We start from the raw sequence: 19,553 nt of genomic DNA on the forward strand, positions 1-19,553 counted from the left end.
CGGGAAGATGCCTTCCCAGGTCGTATCCGGTATTAGACCCCGTTTCCAGGGCTTGTCCCAGAGTGAAGGGCAGATTGCCCACGTGTTACTCACCCGTTCGCCACTAATCCCCTCCCGAAGGAGGTTCATCGTTCGACTTGCATGTGTTAAGCACGCCGCCAGCGTTCGTCCTGAGCCAGGATCAAACTCTCCGTGAATGTTTACCGGTGATCCGGTGACACTCGCGTTGAGCGGAACGATCGGTCGGAATAGGACCGGTCGTTCACAGCGTCCTCGCTGTGTAATTGCCTACCTGCCGCATGGGCCAGTAGGACTTCAAAGGAACCTCGACCATCCGAAGATGGACGGGGTATCAACTAATCTGGCGTTGATTTTTGGCACGCTGTTGAGTTCTCAAGGAACGGACGCTTCCTTCGTACTCACCCTCTCGGGCTTTCCTCCGGGCTTTTCCCTTCGGTCTTGCGTTTCCGACTCTATCAGATCTTTCCGATCCGATTTCCTCGGTGCCTTTCGGCTGCTTTCCGGTCCCTTCGCTTTCGCTTGGGGCCCTTCCGGCTTTCCCGACTTTATCAGAAGCATTTCCGCCGAGCTAATCGGCTTCGTGATCCGGATAAGGTTCGGGGTGGCTCCGCGGAAACTTAATTCCGGACCGGAGCGAGAGAGATACTAGCTGATCCTCGGCCATGTCCTGTCCGAGGCAACCGTTAGAATCTACCTCCCCGCTGGGACCGTGTCAACAGTCCTGGCGGCGAAGAGGAGACTAGCAGCTCAGCGGGGTGCTGCGCACATCAGGCCGCGGTCGGGAGCTCGGCGTTGCGGTCCGAGAGGTCGATGTCGCCCGTCTCGCCGGCGCGGGCGGCGCGGCCGCCGAGCACGTAGACGTACGCCAGGAAGGCCAGCTCGGCGACGACGCCGATGGTGATGCGGGCCCAGGTCGGCAGTCCCGACGGGGTGACGAAGCCTTCGATCAGGCCGGAGACGAACAGGACCAGTGCCAGGCCGAGGGCCATGCCGAGGGCCGCGCGGCCCTGCTGGGCGAGGGCGGCGCGGCGGGTCGTGGGCCCGGGGTCGATGACGGTCCAGCCCAGGCGCAGGCCGGTACCGGCGGCGACGAAGACGGCGGTCAGTTCGAGCAGGCCGTGCGGAAGGATCAGGCCCAGGAAGACGTCCAGGCGGCCGGCCGCGGACATCAGGCCGATGCCGACGCCCAGGTTCAGCATGTTGAGGAAGAGGATCCAGAGCACCGGGATGCCGAGGAACGCGCCGAGGACCAGGCAGACGGCGGCGGCCTGGGCGTTGTTCGTCCACACCTGGGCGGCGAACGAGGCCGCCGGGTGGCTCGAGTAGTACGTCTCGTACTGGCCGCCGGGGCGGGTCATCTCGCGCAGCTCCGCCGGCGCTCCGATCGTCGCCTGGACCTCCGGGTGGGCGGCGATCCACCAGCCGATGATCACGGCGACGAGCGTGGAGAGCAGGGCCGTCGGTATCCACCAGCGGCGCGAGCGGTAGATCGCGGCGGGGAAACCGGCGGTGAAGAAGTGCAGGGCGTCGCGCCAGGAGGCGCGGCGGGTTCCGGTGACGGTGGCGCGGGCGCGCGCGACCAGCTGGGTCAGCCGGGCCGTGAGCATCGGGTCCGGTGAGCCGGACTGGATGAGCGAGAGGTGGGTGGCGGTGCGCTGGTAAAGGGCGACGAGTTCGTCGGCCTCGGCTCCGGTGAGCTTGCCGCCTCGGCTCACGAGGTGGTCGAGGCGTTCCCACTCGGCACGGTGGGCGGTGACGTAGACGTCGAGGTCCATGATCGGCTGCTGCTCCAGGCACTGGGTGCGGACGGGTCCGTACTACTGCGGCGCGCTGCGGGCCAGCTTGGCAGACTGGCGTTCGGTGGGGACGAGAAGGTCGACGAAGGGTGGGCACGTGAGTGGGGTTGTGACGGGGGACGCCGTCGTTCTCGGGCTGCAGCCGGCGAGGTTGCCGAGCCGGGCGCTGGCGGTGTTCATCGACCTCGTCGTGGTGTGGGTCGCCTACCTGCTGGTCTCGGTGGGACTCGCGGTGGCGACGTCGTCGCTGGACGACGCGGCGCAGACGGCGATGGCGATCGCCTCGTTCCTGCTGGTGCTCGTCGGGGCGCCGATCGCCGTGGAGACGCTGACGCGCGGACGGTCGCTCGGGAAGCTGGCCTGCGGGCTGCGCGTCGTACGGGACGACGGCGGGCCGATCCGGTTCCGGCACGCGCTGGTGCGCGGGGCGATGGGCGTCGTGGAGATCACGATGACCATCGGGATCGTCGCCTGCATCGCCTCGCTCGTGTCGGCGCGCGGTCGGCGGCTCGGTGACGTGTTCGCCGGGACGCTGGTGGTGCGGGAGCGCATGTCCGCGGCGAGGGCCGTGCCCGTGCCTCCTCCGCCGCCGTGGCTCGTCGGGCGGTTCACGCAGCTCGACCTCTCGGCGGTGCCGGAGGAGCTGTGGCTGGCGATACGGCAGTACCTGACGCGTTCGCGCCAGCTGGACCCGCAGGTCGGGCGGGCGCTGGCGGAACGGCTCGCGAACGATCTCGTCGCCCGGACCGGTACCCCTCCCCCGGCCGGGGTGCCCGCGGACGCCTTCCTGGCCGGGGTCGTGGCCGAGCGGCAGGCGCGGGACGCGCGCCGGGCGTTCGCGACGGCTCCGCGGGTGGGGGACGGCGTCGGAGGCGGGACGTCGCCGGCGGCCGGCCAGGCGGTGGCCCCGTCCGCGCCGCAGGCCGTGGCCCCGTCCGCGCCGCAGGCCGTGGGCCGGCCGGTACCCCAGGGCGTGGCCTCGCCCGTACCGGAAACCGTCCCGCAGGCCGCGGCCCGGCCTGCCCCTCCCGCCGTGGTCCCGCCCGTGTCCCCCTCCACCCCTCCCCCGCCCCCCGCCACCGGCTTCGCTCCGCCCGCCTAGTCGGCGGGCTGGTCAGCGGGGGTCGTCGGGGAAGACCGACGGCGGGGTGTCGAGGTCCTCGAGTTCGATGCCGGGGGCCGCGAGGACCACGTCGCCGGCGAGGTGGACGGTGTGCTGCTCCCCCGTGTCCAGGGCGCTGACCTGGTACTCGTCCACGGTCAGCACCCCGTTGTCAGTGGCGTGCGCTTCACTTTTCAGCAGGGCCCAGGACTGGTCGACCGTGAGGGGGGCGAGGACCGGATCCGTGAAGGCGACCAGCCGTACGCGGGTCGCGGGGGAGCCGGGGGTGAGACGCAGCAGACGACTGATCGCGACGAGGAACGCCGGGGACGTGCCGGTGAAGGCGTGGGCGCGCACATTGCCTTCGGTGGCGTGGGTTCCGGTGGGGTCCGTACGGACCCACGTGACGCCGTCGAGGGCGGCTCCGCGGACCTGCCAGCTCAGGGCGTGGAGTTCGAGGCGGATGGGGCGGCCCAGTTCGTCGACGGCCAGGTCGACGGAGCCGGCGTGGTCGCCGGAGGGGGTGGTGATCTGGGAGACGTAGCGCCAGCCGGAGGGGCCGGGCGCGCAGTGGAAGTGCTCGTTGCCGAGGGGGGTGTGATCGTGCGGATCGTAGAGCGAATAGCGGCCGCGGGGCATGGGTCCGGGTCCTGGTCCTCGGGGTGCTTCCTGGGGCGGGGGGACGGCGGCGTACGGGGGCCGCGGCGGTGAACGGGACGGAGCAGGCCCCCGGCACGGGGGTGCGGGGGCCTGCCTGTTCCGTCACGGGTGGACCGGGCGCCCGCGCGTCCGTGCACGGACGCGCGGCGCCGGTACGTCAGTAGCGGTAGTGGTCCGGCTTGTACGGGCCCTCGACCTTGACGCCGATGTACGCGGCCTGCTCCGGGCGGAGGGTCGTCAGCTTGACGCCGAGGGCGTCGAGGTGGAGGCGGGCGACCTTCTCGTCGAGGTGCTTCGGCAGCGTGTAGACGTCGGTCGGGTACTGCTCCGGCTTCGTGAAGAGCTCGATCTGGGCCAGGGTCTGGTCCGCGAACGAGTTCGACATGACGAAGGACGGGTGGCCGGTCGCGTTGCCGAGGTTCAGCAGACGGCCCTCGGACAGCACGATCAGGACCTTGCCGTCGGGGAAGGTCCAGGTGTGGACCTGCGGCTTGACCTCGTCCTTGACGATGCCGGGGATCTTGGCGAGGCCGGCCATGTCGATCTCGTTGTCGAAGTGGCCGATGTTGCCGACGATCGCCTGGTGCTTCATCTTGGCCATGTCCGAGGCCATGATGATGTCCTTGTTGCCGGTGGTCGTGATGAAGATGTCGGCCGTCTCGACGACCTCGTCGAGCGTGGTGACCTGGTAGCCGTCCATCGCCGCCTGCAGGGCGCAGATCGGGTCGATCTCGGTGATGATCACGCGGGCGCCCTGGCCGCGGAGGGACTCGGCGCAGCCCTTGCCGACGTCGCCGTAGCCGCAGACGACGGCCGTCTTGCCGCCGATGAGGACGTCGGTGGCGCGGTTGATGCCGTCGATCAGGGAGTGGCGGCAGCCGTACTTGTTGTCGAACTTCGACTTGGTGACGGCGTCGTTCACGTTGATCGCCGGGAAGAGGAGGGTGCCGGCCTGCATCATCTCGTAGAGACGGTGGACGCCGGTGGTGGTCTCCTCGGTGACGCCTCGGATGTCGGACGCCAGCTGGGTCCACTTCTGCGGGCTCTCGGCGAGGGTGCGGTTGAGGAGACGGAGGATGTGGCCGTACTCCTCGCTGTCCGCGGTGGACGGGTCCGGGGCCGAGCCGGCCTTCTCGAACTCGACGCCCTTGTGGACGAGCAGGGTGGCGTCACCACCGTCGTCGAGGATCATGTTCGGACCGCCGGTGGGCGTGTTCGGCCAGGTCAGAGCCTGCTCGGTGCACCACCAGTACTCCTCCAGGGTCTCGCCCTTCCAGGCGAAGACCGGGACGCCCTGGGGGTTCTCCGGGGTGCCGTTCGGGCCGACGGCGATGGCCGCGGCGGCGTGGTCCTGGGTGGAGAAGATGTTGCAGGAGGCCCAGCGGACCTCGGCGCCGAGGGCGACCAGGGTCTCGATGAGGACGGCGGTCTGCACGGTCATGTGCAGGGAGCCGGTGATGCGGGCGCCGGCGAGCGGCTGCTGGTCCGCGTACTCCTTGCGGATCGACATCAGGCCGGGCATCTCGTGCTCGGCGAGGGTGATCTCCTTGCGGCCGAAGGCGGCCAGCGAGAGGTCGGCGACCTTGAAGTCCTGGTTGACGGCAGTCGTCATGACGGAGCTGCTCCTCGTGGTTCGGTTTCGAGGCTCGTTCGGGCACGCCGGCACCGCGGCATCGGGCATACGAATGCCCGGGAAAACCCGCGGTGCAGTCGTCGGAGGCCCTCTCTCCCTCGGTCGGCCCGTGCGGGCCGCCCGACCGCCATCAGCAGCGACGTCTGGCAGCCTCGAATCTACACCGACCGGCGCAGCGACGGGGAAAAGGGAGAGGCCCCCGGTGCCGTTTCCGGTCCGTGGGGCCTCGGCCGTGAGGCTGGGGTTCGGGTCCTGGTGAGCGGTGCGCGTCACGGACACGAGTGGTGCGTGGGACGCGGGATGCGTCAGTGGTCCGCGGCCGGGGCGGGCCCGCCGGGGGTGGCGGCCGGGTCGGGGCCGGCGTCGGCGGCGGCCTCGCTGTAGACGTCCGGCTCCAGGTAGATCACCCGGGCGATCGGCACGGCGGCGCGGATGCGCTGCTCGGCAGCGTCGATGGCGGTGGCGACCTGGGCGGCGGTGTCGTCGTGCCGGACCGCGATCTTGGCGGCGACGAGCAGCTCCTCGGGGCCGAGGTGCAGCGTGCGCATGTGGATGAGGCGGGTGACGGTCTCGCCGTCGACGACGGCCTTCTCGATCTTCTGGACGTCGTCGATGCCGGCGGCCTCGCCGAGCAGCAGCGACTTGGTCTCGGCAGCGAGGACGATCGCGATCAGGATGAGCAGGGCGCCGATGCACAGGGTGCCGATGCCGTCCCAGACGCCGTTGCCGGTGAGGAGGGCGAGGCCGACGCCGCCGAGGGCGAGGATCAGACCGACCAGCGCGCCGAGGTCCTCCAGGAGGACGACGGGGAGCTCGGGGGCCTTGGCGCGGCGGACGAACTCCTTCCAGGAGAGCGAGCCGCGGATCGCGTTCGACTCCTTGATGGCGGTGCGGAAGGAGAAGGTCTCGGCGATGATCGCGAAGACCAGGACGCCGACCGGCCAATACCAGTGCTCGATCTCGTGCGGGTGCTTGATCTTCTCGTAGCCCTCGTAGAGGGCGAACATGCCGCCGACGGAGAAGAGCACGATGGAGACGAGGAAGGCGTAGATGTAGCGCTCGCGGCCGTAGCCGAACGGGTGCTGCGGCGTGGCCTCGCGCTGGGCCTTCTTGCCGCCGAGCAGCAGCAGTCCCTGGTTGCCGGAGTCGGCGACCGAGTGGACGCTCTCGGCCAGCATCGACGACGAACCACTGAAGAGGAACGCCACGAACTTGGCTACGGCGATCGCGAGATTGGCGGCGAGTGCCGCCACGATCGCCTTGGTTCCGCCTGACGCGCTCATGGGTGTACGTGTTCCCTTCGTCGGTTCCGGCCGGAGCCCGGTGAGCCCCGGTCAGCCTCTGTTCGGCCGCACCTTTTTACCTCAGGCGGCGACGGTGGCGCGGAAGACCGTTCCCGTACCGGACAGTTCGGTCTTTTCCCCGGCCGGAACGAAGACCGATTCCCCGGGCTCGAGGGTGAGGTCGCCCGCCTTGGGCCGGCCGGCGGTGGCGAGCAGGATCTGCGGACCCGCGGTGGTGAGGTCGGTGGGCGCGGCGCCCTGGGCGCGCACGTACCGGGAGAGCCGGAACTCGTCGATGGGGGTGTCGTACAGCTCCTCGCCGGAGGGCCCGGCCTCCGGGCGCAGGACGCGGGGCTCGCCGGGCTCGAAGCGGACGACGCGCAGGAGTTCGGGGACGTCGACGTGCTTGGGGGTGAGCCCGCAGCGCAGCACGTTGTCGGAGTTGGCCATGATCTCGACGCCGAGTCCGCGGAGGTAGGCGTGGGGGACGCCGGCGCCGAGGAAGATGGCCTCGCCGGGCTGGAGCCGGACGGGGTTGAGCAGCGTGGCGGCGAGGACGCCGGGGTCGCCGGGGAAGTGGTGGGCGAGTTCGGCGTACGGGGCGTGGGCGCCGCCGAGGCGGGCGGCGGCGGCCGCGGCCTCGGTGACGGTGTGCGCGATCTCCTCGGGTTCGGCGGACAGCAGCGCGGTCAGGACCTCGCGCAGCGCGGCCTCTTCGGGGTGGGCGTGCAGGAGGTCGACGTAGGGCTTGAGCGAGTCGACGTCGAGCGCGGCGAGGACGTCGGCGGCTTCGGCGGGGGCGCGGAAGCCGCAGAGACCGTCGAACGGCGTGAGGGCGCAGAGCAGTTCGGGCTTGTGGTGGCCGTCCTTGTAGTTGCGGTGCGGGGCGTCGAAGGGGATGCCGGCGGCCTCTTCGGCGGCGTATCCGGCCCGGGCCTGCGCGAGGTCGGGGTGGACCTGGAGGGAGAGCGGGGCGCCGGCGGCGAGGACCTTGAACAGGAACGGCAGCCGGGGGCCGAACCGGTCGACGACGGCGGCGCCGAGTTCGCGTACGGGGTCGTCGGCGATGACCTCGTTGAGCGGGCCGCGCAGGGTGACCGAGGGGGCGCCGGGGTGGGCGCCCATCCACAGCTCGGCCTGCGGTTCACCCGTGGGGGGCGTGCCGAGCAGTTCCGGGATGGCCGTCGTGGAGCCCCAGGCGTAGGGGCGGACGGTGTTGGCGAGGCGGTCCATCGGGTGCTCCAGCGTGCTCGGTGCGTCGGGCAGGGCTCGGGACGGTCACGAGCCGCCGTGGGAGTCGGAGTCGGCGTCGGTGCCGGCGTCAGTGCCTGTGCCGGTGCCGGTGGCGACGTCGGTGTCACTGTCGCTGTCGGCGCCGGTCGTCGGCCGGTCAGACGCCCGGGTCGGCGGTTCGGTTGCCCCGGTGATTCCGGCAGCGTCCACGGCCGAGGCGAGCGACAGGTAAACGGCCGCGAAATCCGTCACGGCGAGCAGTTCGGCGAGCGCTTCGAGCGTGGCGGCCTCGTCGGAGCCGGCGGTGCCGTTGCCGCCTCGCTCCGTCCCGGTGGCGTTGTCGGGCCCTTCGCCCGCGCCGCCGTTCCCCATGCCGTTCTCGTTGCCGTCGCCGGCGTCGAGCGTGGGCTCGAGTTCGCTGATGGGGGTGTCGTGGCTGAGGGCGAGTTCGCGGGCGGCGGGGGCGGCGGTCAGACCGCCGGCGGGGCGGTCGCGGAGCAGGACGACGCGGGCGTGCAGGGCCTGGGGCTCGTCGACGCGGTCGCGGAAGAAGTCGTCGGGGTCGGCCCCGGCGGCGTAGTCGCCGGCGAGCAGCACGCCGTGCGAGGGCAGCGCCTCGGGCAGTTCGGCGGCGAGCGCGGGCAGCCCGGCGAGCTCGGCGAGCACGGCGGCGAAGCGGCGGCCGATGGGTCCGGCGGTCTCGCCCTCGGTCCAGATCAGCGGCAGCGAGTCGGCGAGCTCGGCGGCGAGGGTCTTGGCCGGGTTGTCGTACGTGGCGACGGCGGGCCCGCAGCGTTCGGCGGTGCGGTCGAGCCGGTCGGCGACCCGCTCCAGGGCCTCGGGCGGGGCGGTGAGCAGGCCGACCCGGTCGAGGAGCGCGAGGAGCGGGGTGAACAGGGCCCAGAGCGAGGCGGTGCTGGCGGCGAGGATCTCCTCGTCGTACATCGCGTGCGGGGCGATCGCCAGCGGGACGACCAGGCCGCGGGCGGCGACGACGGACTCGGCGAGCGGCGAGCGCTGCGGGGCGACGGCGACGACGGTGACGCCGCGCCGGTACGCCTGCTGGGCGAGGAGCGCGAGGCCCGGCTCGGCGCCGTCGGTGGTGGGGATGAGCAGGAGGTCGAGGGAGCCGGCCCAGCCGGGGAGTTCCCAGCGCAGGGCGCCGGCGGCGGGCGCGACGCCGGTGGGCCGCAGCCGGATCACGGGGGCGGCCGCGCCGGCGAGGGTGCCGACGAGGTCGGCGACGCCGACGGCGGCGGTGCCGGGGCCGGCGACGAGCACGGTGCGGGGGCGGCCGTCGGGACGCAGGTCGGCGATGCCGGCCTCGGCGGCGTGCCGGGCGGCGGTCCGGACCCGGGCGCCGGCCTCGGCGGCGGCGCGCAGGAGCCCGCGGCGGTCGGCGCGGGCGAGGGCCTCCGGGGCGTCGAGCAGGGTCTCGTCCAGCATGGTGCCTCCGGGAAACGGGTGCGAGGAGGGCCGGGGTGCCCGGCCCCCGTCCGGTCGCGGTGCGGCGGAGCGGCGGCGGTGCCCGGCCGCCGGCGCCGGGTGCGGCCTACGCCGGGCGGCGGGCCTCGTCGACGAGGAGGACGGGGATGCCGTCGCGGACCGGGTAGGCGAGGCCGCAGTCGGCGCCGGTGCAGACCAGCTCGGGGGTCTCCTCCGCGGTGCGGTCGTTCAGCGGAGCGTGGCAGGCCGGGCAGGCCAGGATCTCCAGGAGGCCGGCTTCGAGCGGCATGGGGTGTCCCTTCGAACAGACGGTGTGCGGACGGGCGGTGTGCGTACCGTCGCCGCCCCGGCGGCGCCCCGTCGGCGCCGCGTCGGGCCAGGTCAGCCTACCGCCGGGGAACCTCCCGCGCGGCCCGGACGGCACGCCCGGGAGGACGGGCCGGGGCAACCTCCCGCCGCCCGGCCCCGGCACCCCACCGTCCGGGGGCCGGGGACCTCCGCCGCCCGGGACCGGGTGGCTTCCGCCCCGGGACCGGAAGGCCCGCTGCCTCGTGCGCGGTGGTCCCCGCCGCCCCGGGCGCGGCAGCCTCCGCCGTCTCGTGCGCGGTGGCCGCCGCCGTCTCGTGCGCGGCAGCCGCCGCCGTCTCGTGCGCGGTGGCCGCCGCCGTGGGCCGGATGGGATTCGTCGCGGGCCCGTGGGGGCTCAGTCCGTGGCGCGGACCATGCCGAGGACCTGTTCGGTGAGCTGTTCGACCGTGTTCGGGTCGCGGGCCTCGACGTTCAGGCGGAGCAGGGGCTCGGTGTTGGAGGCGCGCAGGTTGAACCACCAGTCGGTGGCCGTCACGGTCAGGCCGTCCAGCTCGTCGAGGGTGATGCCCTCCTGGCCCTCGTACGCCTGCCGGACCGCGGCCATCCGGGCCTTCTGGTCGGCGACGGTGGAGTTGATCTCGCCGGAGGCGGCGTAGCGGTCGTACGCGGCGACCAGCTCGGACAGCGGGCCCTCCTGGGCACCGAGCGCGGCGAGCACGTGCAGCGCGGCGAGCATGCCGGTGTCGGCGTTCCAGAAGTCCTTGAAGTAGTAGTGCGCCGAGTGCTCGCCGCCGAAGATCGCGCCGGTCTTCGCCATCTCCTCCTTGATGAAGGAGTGGCCCACCCGCGTGCGCACGGGCGTGCCGCCGTTCTCGCGCACCACCTCCGGCACGGACCACGAGGTGATCAGGTTGTGGATGATCGTCCCGCCCGGCGCCTTGGCCAGCTCGCGCGCGGCGACCAGCGCGGTGATCGCCGACGGGGAGACCGGCACGCCGTGCTCGTCGACGACGAAGCAGCGGTCGGCGTCGCCGTCGAAGGCGAGACCCAGGTCCGCGCCCTCGGTCTGGACGCGGGCCTGGAGGTCGACGAGGTTCTTCGGGTCGAGCGGGTTGGCCTCGTGGTTCGGGAAGGTGCCGTCGAGCTCGAAGTACATCGGGACGAGCTCCAGCGGCAGCCCGTCCAGGACGGTGGGGACGGTGTGGCCGCCCATGCCGTTGCCGGCGTCCACCACGACCTTGAGCGGGCGGATCCGGGTGAGGTCGACCAGCGACTTCAGGTACGCGGCGTAGTCGGCGAGGGTGTCCCGCTCGCTGATCGTGCCGGTCCGCCCGGCGGGCTGCGGCGCGCCCTCCTCGGTCCAGCGCTCGACGAGGGCGCGGATCTCGGAGAGGCCGGTGTCCTGGCCGACGGGGGCGGCGCCGGCGCGGCACATCTTGATGCCGTTGTACTGGGCCGGGTTGTGCGAGGCGGTGAACATCGCGCCCGGCAGCGAGAGCTGCCCGGAGGCGAAGTAGAGCTGGTCGGTCGAGCACAGGCCGATCAGGGTCACGTCCGCGCCGCGGCCCGCGGCGCCGCGGGCGAACGCGCCGGCCAGGCCGGGCGACGAGGGACGCATGTCATGGCCGACGACGATCCCGTCCGCGCCCGTCACCTGGACGAAGGCCGCGCCGAAGAGTTCGGCGAGCTCCTCGCCCCACTGGTCGGGGACCACTCCGCGGACGTCGTACGCCTTCACGATCTGCGAGAGATCAGCAGCCACGGACTCACCTTCCTGAGGTTTCACCTGCACGCGTGTGCGGCGCGTGTACGGAACGCCCAAACTACCCGCCGTCGCCCGGACCCCGGCAGAGCGGCTTCGGGCCAGTGGGGACGGAAGGGGTGGTACGCACCGGAAAGGGCGGGTCAGTTGTCCGGGGAGCGGAGTACCCGCAGGTGGCCCCGGCGGCCCACCTCGATCGGGTCGCTGCCGCGGCCGCCCTTGCCGCCGCCCGCCTCGGCCGCGCGCTCCTGCGGGCGGGCCGCCTCGCGCACGGCGTTGGCCAGGGCCTCCAGGTCGTCGCCGCTGGGGCGGGTGGGGGCGGAGCCGTCGGAGAGCCGGACGACCTCCCAGCCACGGGGCGCGGTGAGGCGCTCGCTGTGCTCGGCGCACAGGTCGTAGCAATGGGGCTCGGCGTAGGTGGCGAGCGGGCCGAGGACCGCAGTCGAGTCGGCGTAGACGTACGTCAGCGTCGCGACGGCAGGGCGGCCGCACGCGGTGCGCGAACAGCGACGTACAGGGCTCACGACGTTGGACGGTACCGCACTCTTGAGCGGGCCGCGACGACTCTCCACCAGGTCACTCCCCCGTGTCGCGCTGTGACGTCCGCCACGGGGCCGTTCCGCGCGGCCCGGCTGACCTGCGCGGGAGGCGGGGAGGCCGATCGGGGGCAGGACGGGATCCGGACAGCGAGGGTGGGAAAACCGGTCAACGAGGGCCGGGGAGCCGATCGCGGGGACGCGTCGTTTCGCGCGCATGCGTGGCCGGAATGTTCAACTATCGACAGTCTCGCGAGGGCGGGGGTGACCCCGGCGTACGGGGCGGTCGGGCACCGGCGCACGGGCGCGGACGGCGCACGCCGGTGGCTTCCGGGCGCCGGAGAAGGCCCGGGCGGGCCGTTCAGGGCTACCCTGCGTGAGTGATGGACAGTTCTGTGCCGCCCCGACCGTCCGAGCCGCGGATCCGCCGGCGCGACCGCCACGGCCGCGGCATGCGGGGGCCTGTCGCGCCGCCGCAGGTGCCGCTGTCGTCGAGCCGCGCCGACACCTTCCGCGATCTGGTCCTGGACTCGGTGGAGCGCCTGGAGCGGCGCTTCCCCCAGTTGGTCGACGTCGAGTTCCTGGTGATGGAGGTACCGCCGGACGTCCGGGAGGACACCGTCCCGCTGGGCGTCTCGGTGCCCGCGAAGAAGGACGGGCCCGCCCGGGTCGTCATCTACCGGCGGCCGGTGGAGATCCGCACGAAGAGCCGCGACGAGCGGGCGACGCTGGTCCACGAGGTGGTCGTGGAGCAGGTCGCCGATCTCCTCGGCCTCTCCCCCGAGTCGGTCGACCCGCGGTACGGGCAGGACTGACCCGCCCGCTCCCCGGCGGGGTCAGTCGTCGAGGACCGACAGGTCCTGGCGGGCGGTCGGGACCTCGACCGTGCCCCGGTCGTCGGCGATCGTCTGGATCGTGAACATCGGGACCCCGTCCTCCGGCAGCGCCAGCAGCCGGGCCGCGTGCACCGCCCCGCCGGAGACGCGCTCGACCGTCAGGGCGTAACCGCCCTTCAGCCCGGACGGGACCGGCGGCGTGAACGCGGTGGTGGTGCCGCTCTTGACCGTGACCGTCTTCGTGACGCTCTGCCCGCCGCCGCTGCCCGCCGAGGCGGTCACCTTCACCTGGGCGGACTCGCCCGGTGCGGTCAGGAGGAGCGTCGAGCCGGACGCGCGGTTGTCGGCGGCGGTGCCGCGGGTGGTGAGCGGTGCGGTGGCCTGCACGAAGCCGAGCTCCTGGTCGGCCCCCTTGCCGCGCACCACGCGCAGCGCCGCCACGACCGGCGTCGGCCGCTTGGGGTCGGCCGGGGTGAGGCGCAGGGCGCCGGCCTCGCCGCGGGTGAGGTTCGGCAGGTCCAGGGCGGCGGTCATGCCGGACTTCACCGTCAGGGACTCCCCGCCGGCCGGGACGATCGTGCCGGACGCGCCGACGAACTCGACCTTCAGCTCGGCGTCGTCCTCGCCGGGCGCGTAGGCGACGAGCCGGACACCGGTCGCGTCGCCGGGGATGCCGGGCAGCACGACGGTCGGGGCGGGGTCGGCGGAGGACGGCAGCCAGTCGCTGCCGATCTTGTCGTCGGCGGCCCGGACGACCGCGCCGACCCGTCCCGTACGGGTGGTCACGTGCACGGTCACGTCGGCGGTGGGCGGCTCGGCGGTCAGCGTGGAGAGCAGGACCGGGACGCTGGAGCGGGCCGGGACGGAGATGCCCTCCGTCAGCACCGACTTCAGCTTGCCGGCGGGCCCGTACAGCTCGATGTCGGCGACGGCGGCGGTGTCGTCGGGGTTGGTGAGGTGGACGTAGTCCTGGCGTCCCTTGGCCGTGGAGGCGGCCGGGAACCAGACGTCGGTGTCGGGCGCGGTGCAGGTGACGCCGAGCAGGCCGCGGGCGCCGCCGGCCGGGACGACGGTGGTCTGCTGGGTGGTCCAGCCGGGGGCGAGAGTGCCGGTCGCGGTGCCGACGAGGGCGGGGGCGGCGCCGCCGTTCGCCTCGGCGGTGACGGGCGTGCCGGGCTTGGTGAGGGTGAGCGTGGGCTTGCCGGGGGCGGGCTTCTTCGCCGCGTCGGCGGCCTTCTTGGGGTCGGTCTCGACGAGGGCGACGGTGGACGGGAGGAGCTCCGCCTTGTCGGGGGCCTTCTCGGCGTCGCCCTTGCCCGGCGCGGCGCCGGTCTTCGCGGCCGGGGTGTAGGAGGTGTAGACGGTCTCGGCGACCTCGGAGCTGCTGGGCGCGGGGCAGAGCAGGCTGCTGCGCTCGACGGGCAGGCCCAGCGGCAGGGCGAGCGTGGCCTGCTTCGTGCCGTCCGGGGCGGTGAGGGCGGCGAAGCCGGTGACGGCGGCGAGGGCGGTGGCGGCCGCGATCAGGGAGAGGGTCGTGCGCTTCACTGGTTGCTGCTCCCGTCGGGACGCTGCTCGGTCTCGTGGCCGTACCCGTAAGGCCGGCCGTACGCGTCGTACTGCTGCTGGTGCTGCTGCTGGCCGTACGGGTCGTACGCCTGCGGGTCGCCGTAGGGCTGCTGGGCGTAAGGGTCCGCGTAGGGCTGCTGCTGCGCGTACGGGTCGTAGCCCTGCTGGTCGCCGTAGGGCTGCTGGGCGTACGGGTCGGCGTAGGTCTGCCCGGCGTACGGGTCGTAGGGCTGCTGCTGTCCGCCGTACGGGTCCGTGTACGGCTCCGGCTGCGCGGGGACCGGGACCGGCTCGGGCTCCGCCTCGGCCGGCGCCTGGGCCGCCGCGGCGGCGGCCTCGGCCTCGGCGGCGGCGCGCAGCCGGCGGGCGCGGCGGCCGTCGCCCTCCATCGCCTGGGCGGGGATGACGACCTCCTCGTCGGGCAGGTCGTCGTCGAGCTCGCGGCGACGGCCGGGCAGCGCGAGCACGAGCAGGACGACGGCGAGGAAGGCCTGCGTCCACACCCACACGCCGTGGGTGACCGGCGCGTCGTACGTGAGGTCGAGCCGGCCGCCCTCGGCGGGCAGTTCGAAGCCCTGGGCCCAGCCGTCGACGGTGGTCTTCTTCAGCTCCTTGCCGTCGAGGGTGGCCGTCCAGCCGTCGTCGGCGCGGTCGGCGATGCGCAGGACGCGGCCGGCCGGGCCGGAGGGGATCTCCGTGTGGGCCTCGACCCGGTCGGAGGCGACCGGCATGGGCTCGACGGGCACGTCGCCGCGGGCGGGCGGGACGATCGTGGCGCGGGCGACCTGGCGGTCGACCCGCCACAGGGCGCTGCCGTCGATCTGGCTCAGCCGGCTGAGACCCGGGGTGGCGTCGAGGACGCGGCTCATCTGGCGCGGTGCGCCGTCGCGGACGAGGACGTAGCGGATCGCGAAGCCGCTGAGCTGGTCGGTCTGGTCGGCGCCGGAGCCGGCGACGAGGTGGGCGACGACCTTGTCGAGGCGCGGGTCGCCGCCGCCGGTCGCGGCCAGCTCGGCGTCGCCGAGGACCCCGCCGGAGCCGCGGACCAGGGCGTACCGGACCTCGCCGGGCGAGGTGCCGCCGAGGACGAGGGTGCGGGGCTGGTCGCGGGTGCCGGACTCCTCGGCCACGAAGGCCGGGACCTGCACCGGGTCGCGCCGGGTCAGCGGGCCGTCGGCGCCGCCGATCATCCAGCCGACGGCGGCGGCCAGCGGGCCGAGCGCGGCGGCCAGCGCGACGAGGGCCGCGACGGGCTGCCTCCAGCCGAAGCCGTGCTCGGCGACGCGGGTCCGGCCGCCTTCGGCGCCGATCATGCCGGCGGCGAGCAGGGCCGCGCCGTAGACGAGGGTGGCCGGGCCGGCCCAGCCGGAACCGTTGGCGAGCGCGGCGAAGAGCAGGCCCGCGAGGGCGGCGGCCCAGGCGGCGCGGGCGGCGAGCCGGCGCTCCTCGCGCAGCAGACCGGACAGGCCGGCGAGCACGATGCCGATCAGCAGCAGCCCGCCGAACGTGCCGGCGCCGCCGGGGCTGAGCGCGAGCAGGTCGAGCGCGGAGGCCGCGCCGGGCCCGAGGTCGAGGCCGGGCTCGCGCAGGAAGGCGCCGGGGTCGGTCAGCAGGGTGAGCGACCAGGGCGCGAGGACCAGCAGCGGGGTGCCGACTGCGGCGAGGAAGCGCAGCCCGTACGCGACGAGGTCGGAGCGGCGCAGCACCAGCACGCCGAGGCCCAGGACGACGGCGATCGGCCAGACGATCGGCGTGAACGCCATGGTGAACGTCAGCAGGAAGGTGTACGCCCAGGTGGCGCGCCAGCTGCCGCGGTCGGGCCGGGCCAGGCCGTGGGCGGCGACGGCGGCGCGGGCGATCAGCGGGAGCACGATCGCGAGCACGGCCGTGCCGAGCCGGCCGGTGGCGAGCGCTCCGGTGACGGCGGGCAGGAAGGCGTACGCGATGGCGCCCCAGGCGCGCAGCAGCCGGGACTCGACGAGCGGCCGGGAGGCGAAGTACGCGGTGAAGCCGGCGAGCGGGACCGAGCAGACGAGCAGCAGGGTCAGGGCGAAGCCGGTGGAGCCGAGGAACAGGGCGGAGAGCGCCGCGAGCACGGCGAGGTACGGCGGGGCGGTCTGGGTGCCGCCGGTGCCGAGGGGGTGCCAGGCGTCGGCGTACCGGCTCCACAGCTCGCCGACCGAGTCGGGCGCTGGCAGCAGGGCGCCGCCGGCGAGCGCGCCGCCGGCGAACAGGCCGCGGCAGGCGACGAGGGAGACGAGGAGGAGCAGGGCGAAGAGGACCGGGCCGGGCTTGCGGGCGATCTTCTTGAGCCGGGCGAACTGCTCGATCTCCAGGTAGTCGGCGTCGTCGCCGCCGGGCCCGGACTCGACGACGCCGTGCCGGGAGCCGCCGGAGTCGGCGTCGGAGCCGCCGAAGTTCGACACCGCCTGTTCGACGGTGGCGCGGACGGTGGCGCCGGGCGCGGGGAAGAGGGCCTTCAGTTCGCTCGCGGCGACCTGGGGGTTCTTGCGGCGGCTGCGGGCGGCGAGGATCCGCTCGGGCCGCAGCAGCACGGCGAAGAGGCCCATGACCTCGTCGACGGCCTGGCCGGGGGCCTTGGCCACGAGGTGCGTCAGGGTGCGCAGCAGGGTGCCGACGACCAGCCGGAGCAGGACGTACGGCAGGGCGGCGCCGCGGGTGTTGGCGAGCAGCGTGTAGACGGCGCCGGACTTGTCGACGCGGTACGGGCTGGCCGCCGAGCGGCCGGCGCAGTCGACGGTGCGGCGCTCGCGGGCGGCGGCCTCGGCGTGCCGCATGACGGCGTCGGGGGCGACGAGGACGCTGTGGCCGGCGGCGTGGGCGCGCCAGCACAGGTCGACGTCGTCGCGCATCAGGGGCAGCCGGCGGTCGAAGCCGCCGAGCTGCTCGAAGACGTCGCGCCGGATCAGCATGCCGGCGGAGGAGACGGACAGGACGGAGCGGACCTGGTCGTGCTGGCCCTGGTCCTGCTCGCGGCGGTCCAGGCCGGTCCAGCGGCGGCCGCTGCGGGCGATGGAGACGCCGACCTCGAGCAGCTGCCTGCGGTCGTACCAGCCGCGCAGCTTGGGGCCGACGACGGCCGCGTACGCGTCGGCGTCGGCGACGCGCAGGAGTTCGGCGAGGGCGTCCGGGGCGGGGGCGGAGTCGTCGTGGAGCAGCCAGAGCCACTGCACCGGTTCGCCGTGCGGCAGTTCGGGCAGCTGGTACGCGTCGTCGCGCCAGGTCCGGCTGACCGGGTCCCAGCCGCTGGGGCGCTTGAGGTACGGGAGTTCCTCCGGGCCGAGGACGGGCGCGGTGCGCGCGGCCTCCTCGACGGCGGCGCCGAAGCCGGTGCGGCGGGCCAGGTGGAGCACCCGGTCGTCGCCGAGCGACTCGGCCAGCAGGCGGGCGCACTCGTCGGCGCTGCCGGTGTCGGCGGCGATGACGTTCTGGACGGGGCGCTCCTGGGCGAGCAGCCCGGCGAGGACGTCGGGCAGCCAGCGTGCGCCGTCGTGGGAGACGAGCACGGCGGTGACGACGTGGCGCGGAAACTCGGGAGTTGCGGACATCGAGGTACGGGCCCTCCGGCACCGGGGGTCGCCCGCGGGGGGCGTGGGGAGCTCTCGGACGGAGGCCCACACTAACGGCTGCGGAGATCCGGGGTCGCAGCCTGTGGACAAAGCCCTGTGGACAAGGCCTGTTGAACGAAGGCGGGCGAAGCCGGACGAAAACGTCCGCCGCCCGTGCACAGGCACGGGCGGCGGACGGCGACCCTGGTCGGCGGTCTCGCACGACGCGTACGACGGTCCCGTGACGACGAGTCCCGTACGACGCGTACGGCGGTCCGGAACGGCGGCGCTGTCGGACCGGGTGCGGCCGCGCTAGACGGCGGCCTTCTTCAGCCGGCGGCGCTCCCGCTCGGACAGGCCGCCCCAGATACCGAAGCGTTCGTCGTTCTGGAGGGCGTACTCGAGGCACTCGGAGCGGACCTCGCAGGCCAGGCAGACCTTCTTGGCCTCCCGGGTCGAGCCGCCCTTCTCGGGGAAGAAGGACTCGGGATCGGTCTGGGCGCACAGTGCGCGCTCCTGCCAGCCGAGTTCGTCGTCCGCGTCCTCGACCAGCAGTTCCTGGAACAACTCGGTCATGTGCGCCCCTCGTCCGTCATTGCGTCCCCGTGCGTTGCCGTCGCCTTTCGGCCGAACGACACGAGTGAAATTACAAGTTCGTAGCTCCGCGCGAGTCAAGCCGAGATCTGCTATTGGGCCCCGTATTCACTCTGCGGAACCAAGGCTATGCGGAAAGTGTTCAAATCGCCAAAAACCATGACACAGCCCACCGCCTTGGCGGCGCCGCGCCCTCTCGGGAAGAAGGACGTCCCCGACGTGGATCTTGTTGCGATCCAGCCACGGAAGCGATCCGGATCACAGTCCGATCACGGAGCCCCCGCCGCGTTTACGAGCACGGCTGCTGCGCCATGTGTCCCGCCCTCGGGCTGCACAAACCTTTCTCCGGACGGAGTAACCGGATGAGGTGAAACATTGCCGCCAAATCGGTCATTGAGTTGACAGTCGGGACGCGGCCCGCCACCTTTGATGGCATGCCAGCGACCTCAGCGCTCTCCGCGACCCACGCCCGTGGGTTCCGCCGCGCTGTCCAGGCGCGCTGTTGCTGTTGCTGTTCCAGCTGTTGATGCCCCCGCGCTCCAGCGACCCTTCCGACGCCCTCGCCTCGCGCGCGTCGACGTATCTCTTCGCACCGCACCGCACTCCCCCGCACGTTCTGCCGAGGAACCACCGCACCCATGAACAGCGACAGCGACCTTCAGATCGCCGGCGACATCCTTGAGGTCCCGCACCTGCTCCAGCCCGCCAAGGAGCACCCCACCACCGTGGCCGAGTTCGCCGGCCTCGCCCGCGAGCTCGCCGCCGACCGCGCCCAGTGGGCCCACCTCGTCCGCTACGACGCCACCACCCGCTGGTACCACCGGCTGCGCACGGGGCCGGGCTACGAGGTCTGGCTGCTGTCCTGGGTCCCCGGCCAGGGCAGCGGGCTGCACGACCACGGCCGCTCCTCCGGTCTCCTGACCGTCCTGCAGGGCGAACTGACGGAACGTACGGAGCGGGGCCGGCGCACCCTGGCCGAGGGCGCGCAGCGCGTCTTCGCCCCCGGGTACGTGCACGAGGTCGTCAACGACTCCCTCGAACCGGCGGTCAGCCTGCACGTCTACTACCCGGGCCTGACCGAGATGCCGATGCACGCGCCGTACGACCGCGACGATCAGGCCGAGCTCCGCGCCCAGTGCTCCCCGGCGACCGAGGACACCGTCTCCGCCTGACAGCCCTCCCGCCGCCCGGCCACCACCCCTCAAAC

At 73.3% G+C, this 19,553-nt stretch carries 15 protein-coding genes and 1 rRNA gene (1 of these 16 only partly in view); 3 read left to right on the forward strand and 13 right to left on the reverse strand.

Features of this window, described 5'->3' with window-relative positions; all coding sequences use genetic code 11:
• Positions 1-197: ribosomal RNA gene (locus tag ACNJ93_RS12035) — 16S ribosomal RNA — on the reverse strand (it extends 1,329 nt beyond the left edge of the window).
• Positions 198-788: 591 nt separating this feature from the next.
• On the reverse strand, positions 789-1,796 hold the full coding sequence (locus tag ACNJ93_RS12040; RefSeq protein WP_418957381.1) for a stage II sporulation protein M: 1,008 nt from the start codon (positions 1,794-1,796) through the stop codon (positions 789-791).
• A gap of 118 nt (positions 1,797-1,914) precedes the next feature.
• On the opposite strand from ACNJ93_RS12040, the gene ACNJ93_RS12045 reads away from it, so the two are divergent.
• Positions 1,915-2,919 (forward strand): RDD family protein, encoded by a 1,005-nt coding sequence (locus tag ACNJ93_RS12045; RefSeq protein ID WP_418957382.1) that lies wholly within the window; start codon positions 1,915-1,917, stop codon positions 2,917-2,919.
• A gap of 12 nt (positions 2,920-2,931) precedes the next feature.
• Here the strand turns inward: ACNJ93_RS12045 and ACNJ93_RS12050 are convergent, their stop codons facing one another.
• The 8 genes from ACNJ93_RS12050 to ACNJ93_RS12085 form a co-directional block, all read right to left on the reverse strand.
• A complete protein-coding gene (locus ACNJ93_RS12050) occupies positions 2,932-3,558 on the reverse strand; it encodes a hypothetical protein (RefSeq protein ID WP_418957383.1) in 627 nt (208 codons plus the stop codon).
• Between the two features lie 178 nt (positions 3,559-3,736).
• Positions 3,737-5,191 carry an adenosylhomocysteinase gene (ahcY, locus tag ACNJ93_RS12055; RefSeq protein WP_418957384.1) on the reverse strand — a complete coding sequence of 485 codons (1,455 nt, stop codon included), beginning with the start codon at positions 5,189-5,191 and terminating at the stop codon, positions 3,737-3,739.
• Between the two features lie 326 nt (positions 5,192-5,517).
• Positions 5,518-6,495: a cation diffusion facilitator family transporter gene (locus ACNJ93_RS12060; protein ID WP_418957385.1), complete on the reverse strand. Its 978-nt coding sequence runs from the start codon at positions 6,493-6,495 to the stop codon at positions 5,518-5,520.
• Between the two features lie 81 nt (positions 6,496-6,576).
• On the reverse strand, positions 6,577-7,728 hold the full coding sequence (manA, locus tag ACNJ93_RS12065) for a mannose-6-phosphate isomerase, class I (protein ID WP_418957386.1): 1,152 nt from the start codon (positions 7,726-7,728) through the stop codon (positions 6,577-6,579).
• A 45-nt stretch (positions 7,729-7,773) separates the two neighbouring features.
• Entirely contained in the window at positions 7,774-9,174 is a 1,401-nt protein-coding gene (locus ACNJ93_RS12070; RefSeq protein ID WP_418957387.1) for an SIS domain-containing protein, read from the reverse strand.
• Between the two features lie 106 nt (positions 9,175-9,280).
• On the reverse strand, positions 9,281-9,463 hold the full coding sequence (locus tag ACNJ93_RS12075; RefSeq protein ID WP_418957388.1) for a Trm112 family protein: 183 nt from the start codon (positions 9,461-9,463) through the stop codon (positions 9,281-9,283).
• 414 nt (positions 9,464-9,877) lie between these two features.
• Positions 9,878-11,245 (reverse strand): phosphomannomutase/phosphoglucomutase, encoded by a 1,368-nt coding sequence (locus tag ACNJ93_RS12080; protein ID WP_418957389.1) that lies wholly within the window; start codon positions 11,243-11,245, stop codon positions 9,878-9,880.
• A gap of 143 nt (positions 11,246-11,388) precedes the next feature.
• A complete protein-coding gene (locus tag ACNJ93_RS12085) occupies positions 11,389-11,817 on the reverse strand; it encodes a DUF3499 domain-containing protein (RefSeq protein ID WP_418957390.1) in 429 nt (142 codons plus the stop codon).
• 347 nt (positions 11,818-12,164) lie between these two features.
• Between ACNJ93_RS12085 and ACNJ93_RS12090 the strand changes: the two genes are divergently transcribed.
• On the forward strand, positions 12,165-12,596 hold the full coding sequence (locus tag ACNJ93_RS12090) for a metallopeptidase family protein (RefSeq protein ID WP_418961379.1): 432 nt from the start codon (positions 12,165-12,167) through the stop codon (positions 12,594-12,596).
• Between the two features lie 21 nt (positions 12,597-12,617).
• Here the strand turns inward: ACNJ93_RS12090 and ACNJ93_RS12095 are convergent, their stop codons facing one another.
• The 3 genes from ACNJ93_RS12095 to ACNJ93_RS12105 all read right to left on the reverse strand — a co-directional run bounded on the left by ACNJ93_RS12095 (position 12,618) and on the right by ACNJ93_RS12105 (position 18,328).
• Positions 12,618-14,162 carry a DUF5719 family protein gene (locus tag ACNJ93_RS12095; protein WP_418957391.1) on the reverse strand — a complete coding sequence of 515 codons (1,545 nt, stop codon included), beginning with the start codon at positions 14,160-14,162 and terminating at the stop codon, positions 12,618-12,620.
• Positions 14,159-17,752 carry a glycosyltransferase family 2 protein gene (locus tag ACNJ93_RS12100; RefSeq protein WP_418957392.1) on the reverse strand — a complete coding sequence of 1,198 codons (3,594 nt, stop codon included), beginning with the start codon at positions 17,750-17,752 and terminating at the stop codon, positions 14,159-14,161. The genes ACNJ93_RS12095 and ACNJ93_RS12100 overlap by 4 nt, the downstream gene beginning before the upstream one ends.
• 312 nt (positions 17,753-18,064) lie before the next feature.
• Complete coding sequence (locus tag ACNJ93_RS12105; protein ID WP_318106492.1) at positions 18,065-18,328, reverse strand: WhiB family transcriptional regulator; 264 nt, start codon at positions 18,326-18,328, stop codon at positions 18,065-18,067.
• Between the two features lie 656 nt (positions 18,329-18,984).
• Between ACNJ93_RS12105 and ACNJ93_RS12110 the strand changes: the two genes are divergently transcribed.
• Positions 18,985-19,518: a cysteine dioxygenase gene (locus tag ACNJ93_RS12110; protein WP_418957393.1), complete on the forward strand. Its 534-nt coding sequence runs from the start codon at positions 18,985-18,987 to the stop codon at positions 19,516-19,518.
• The last annotated feature ends 35 nt before the right edge of the window (positions 19,519-19,553 follow it).

The sequence above is a fragment of the Streptomyces tritici genome, assembly GCF_048500665.1.
GTDB classification, from domain to species: Bacteria; Actinomycetota; Actinomycetes; order Streptomycetales; family Streptomycetaceae; genus Streptomyces; species Streptomyces tritici.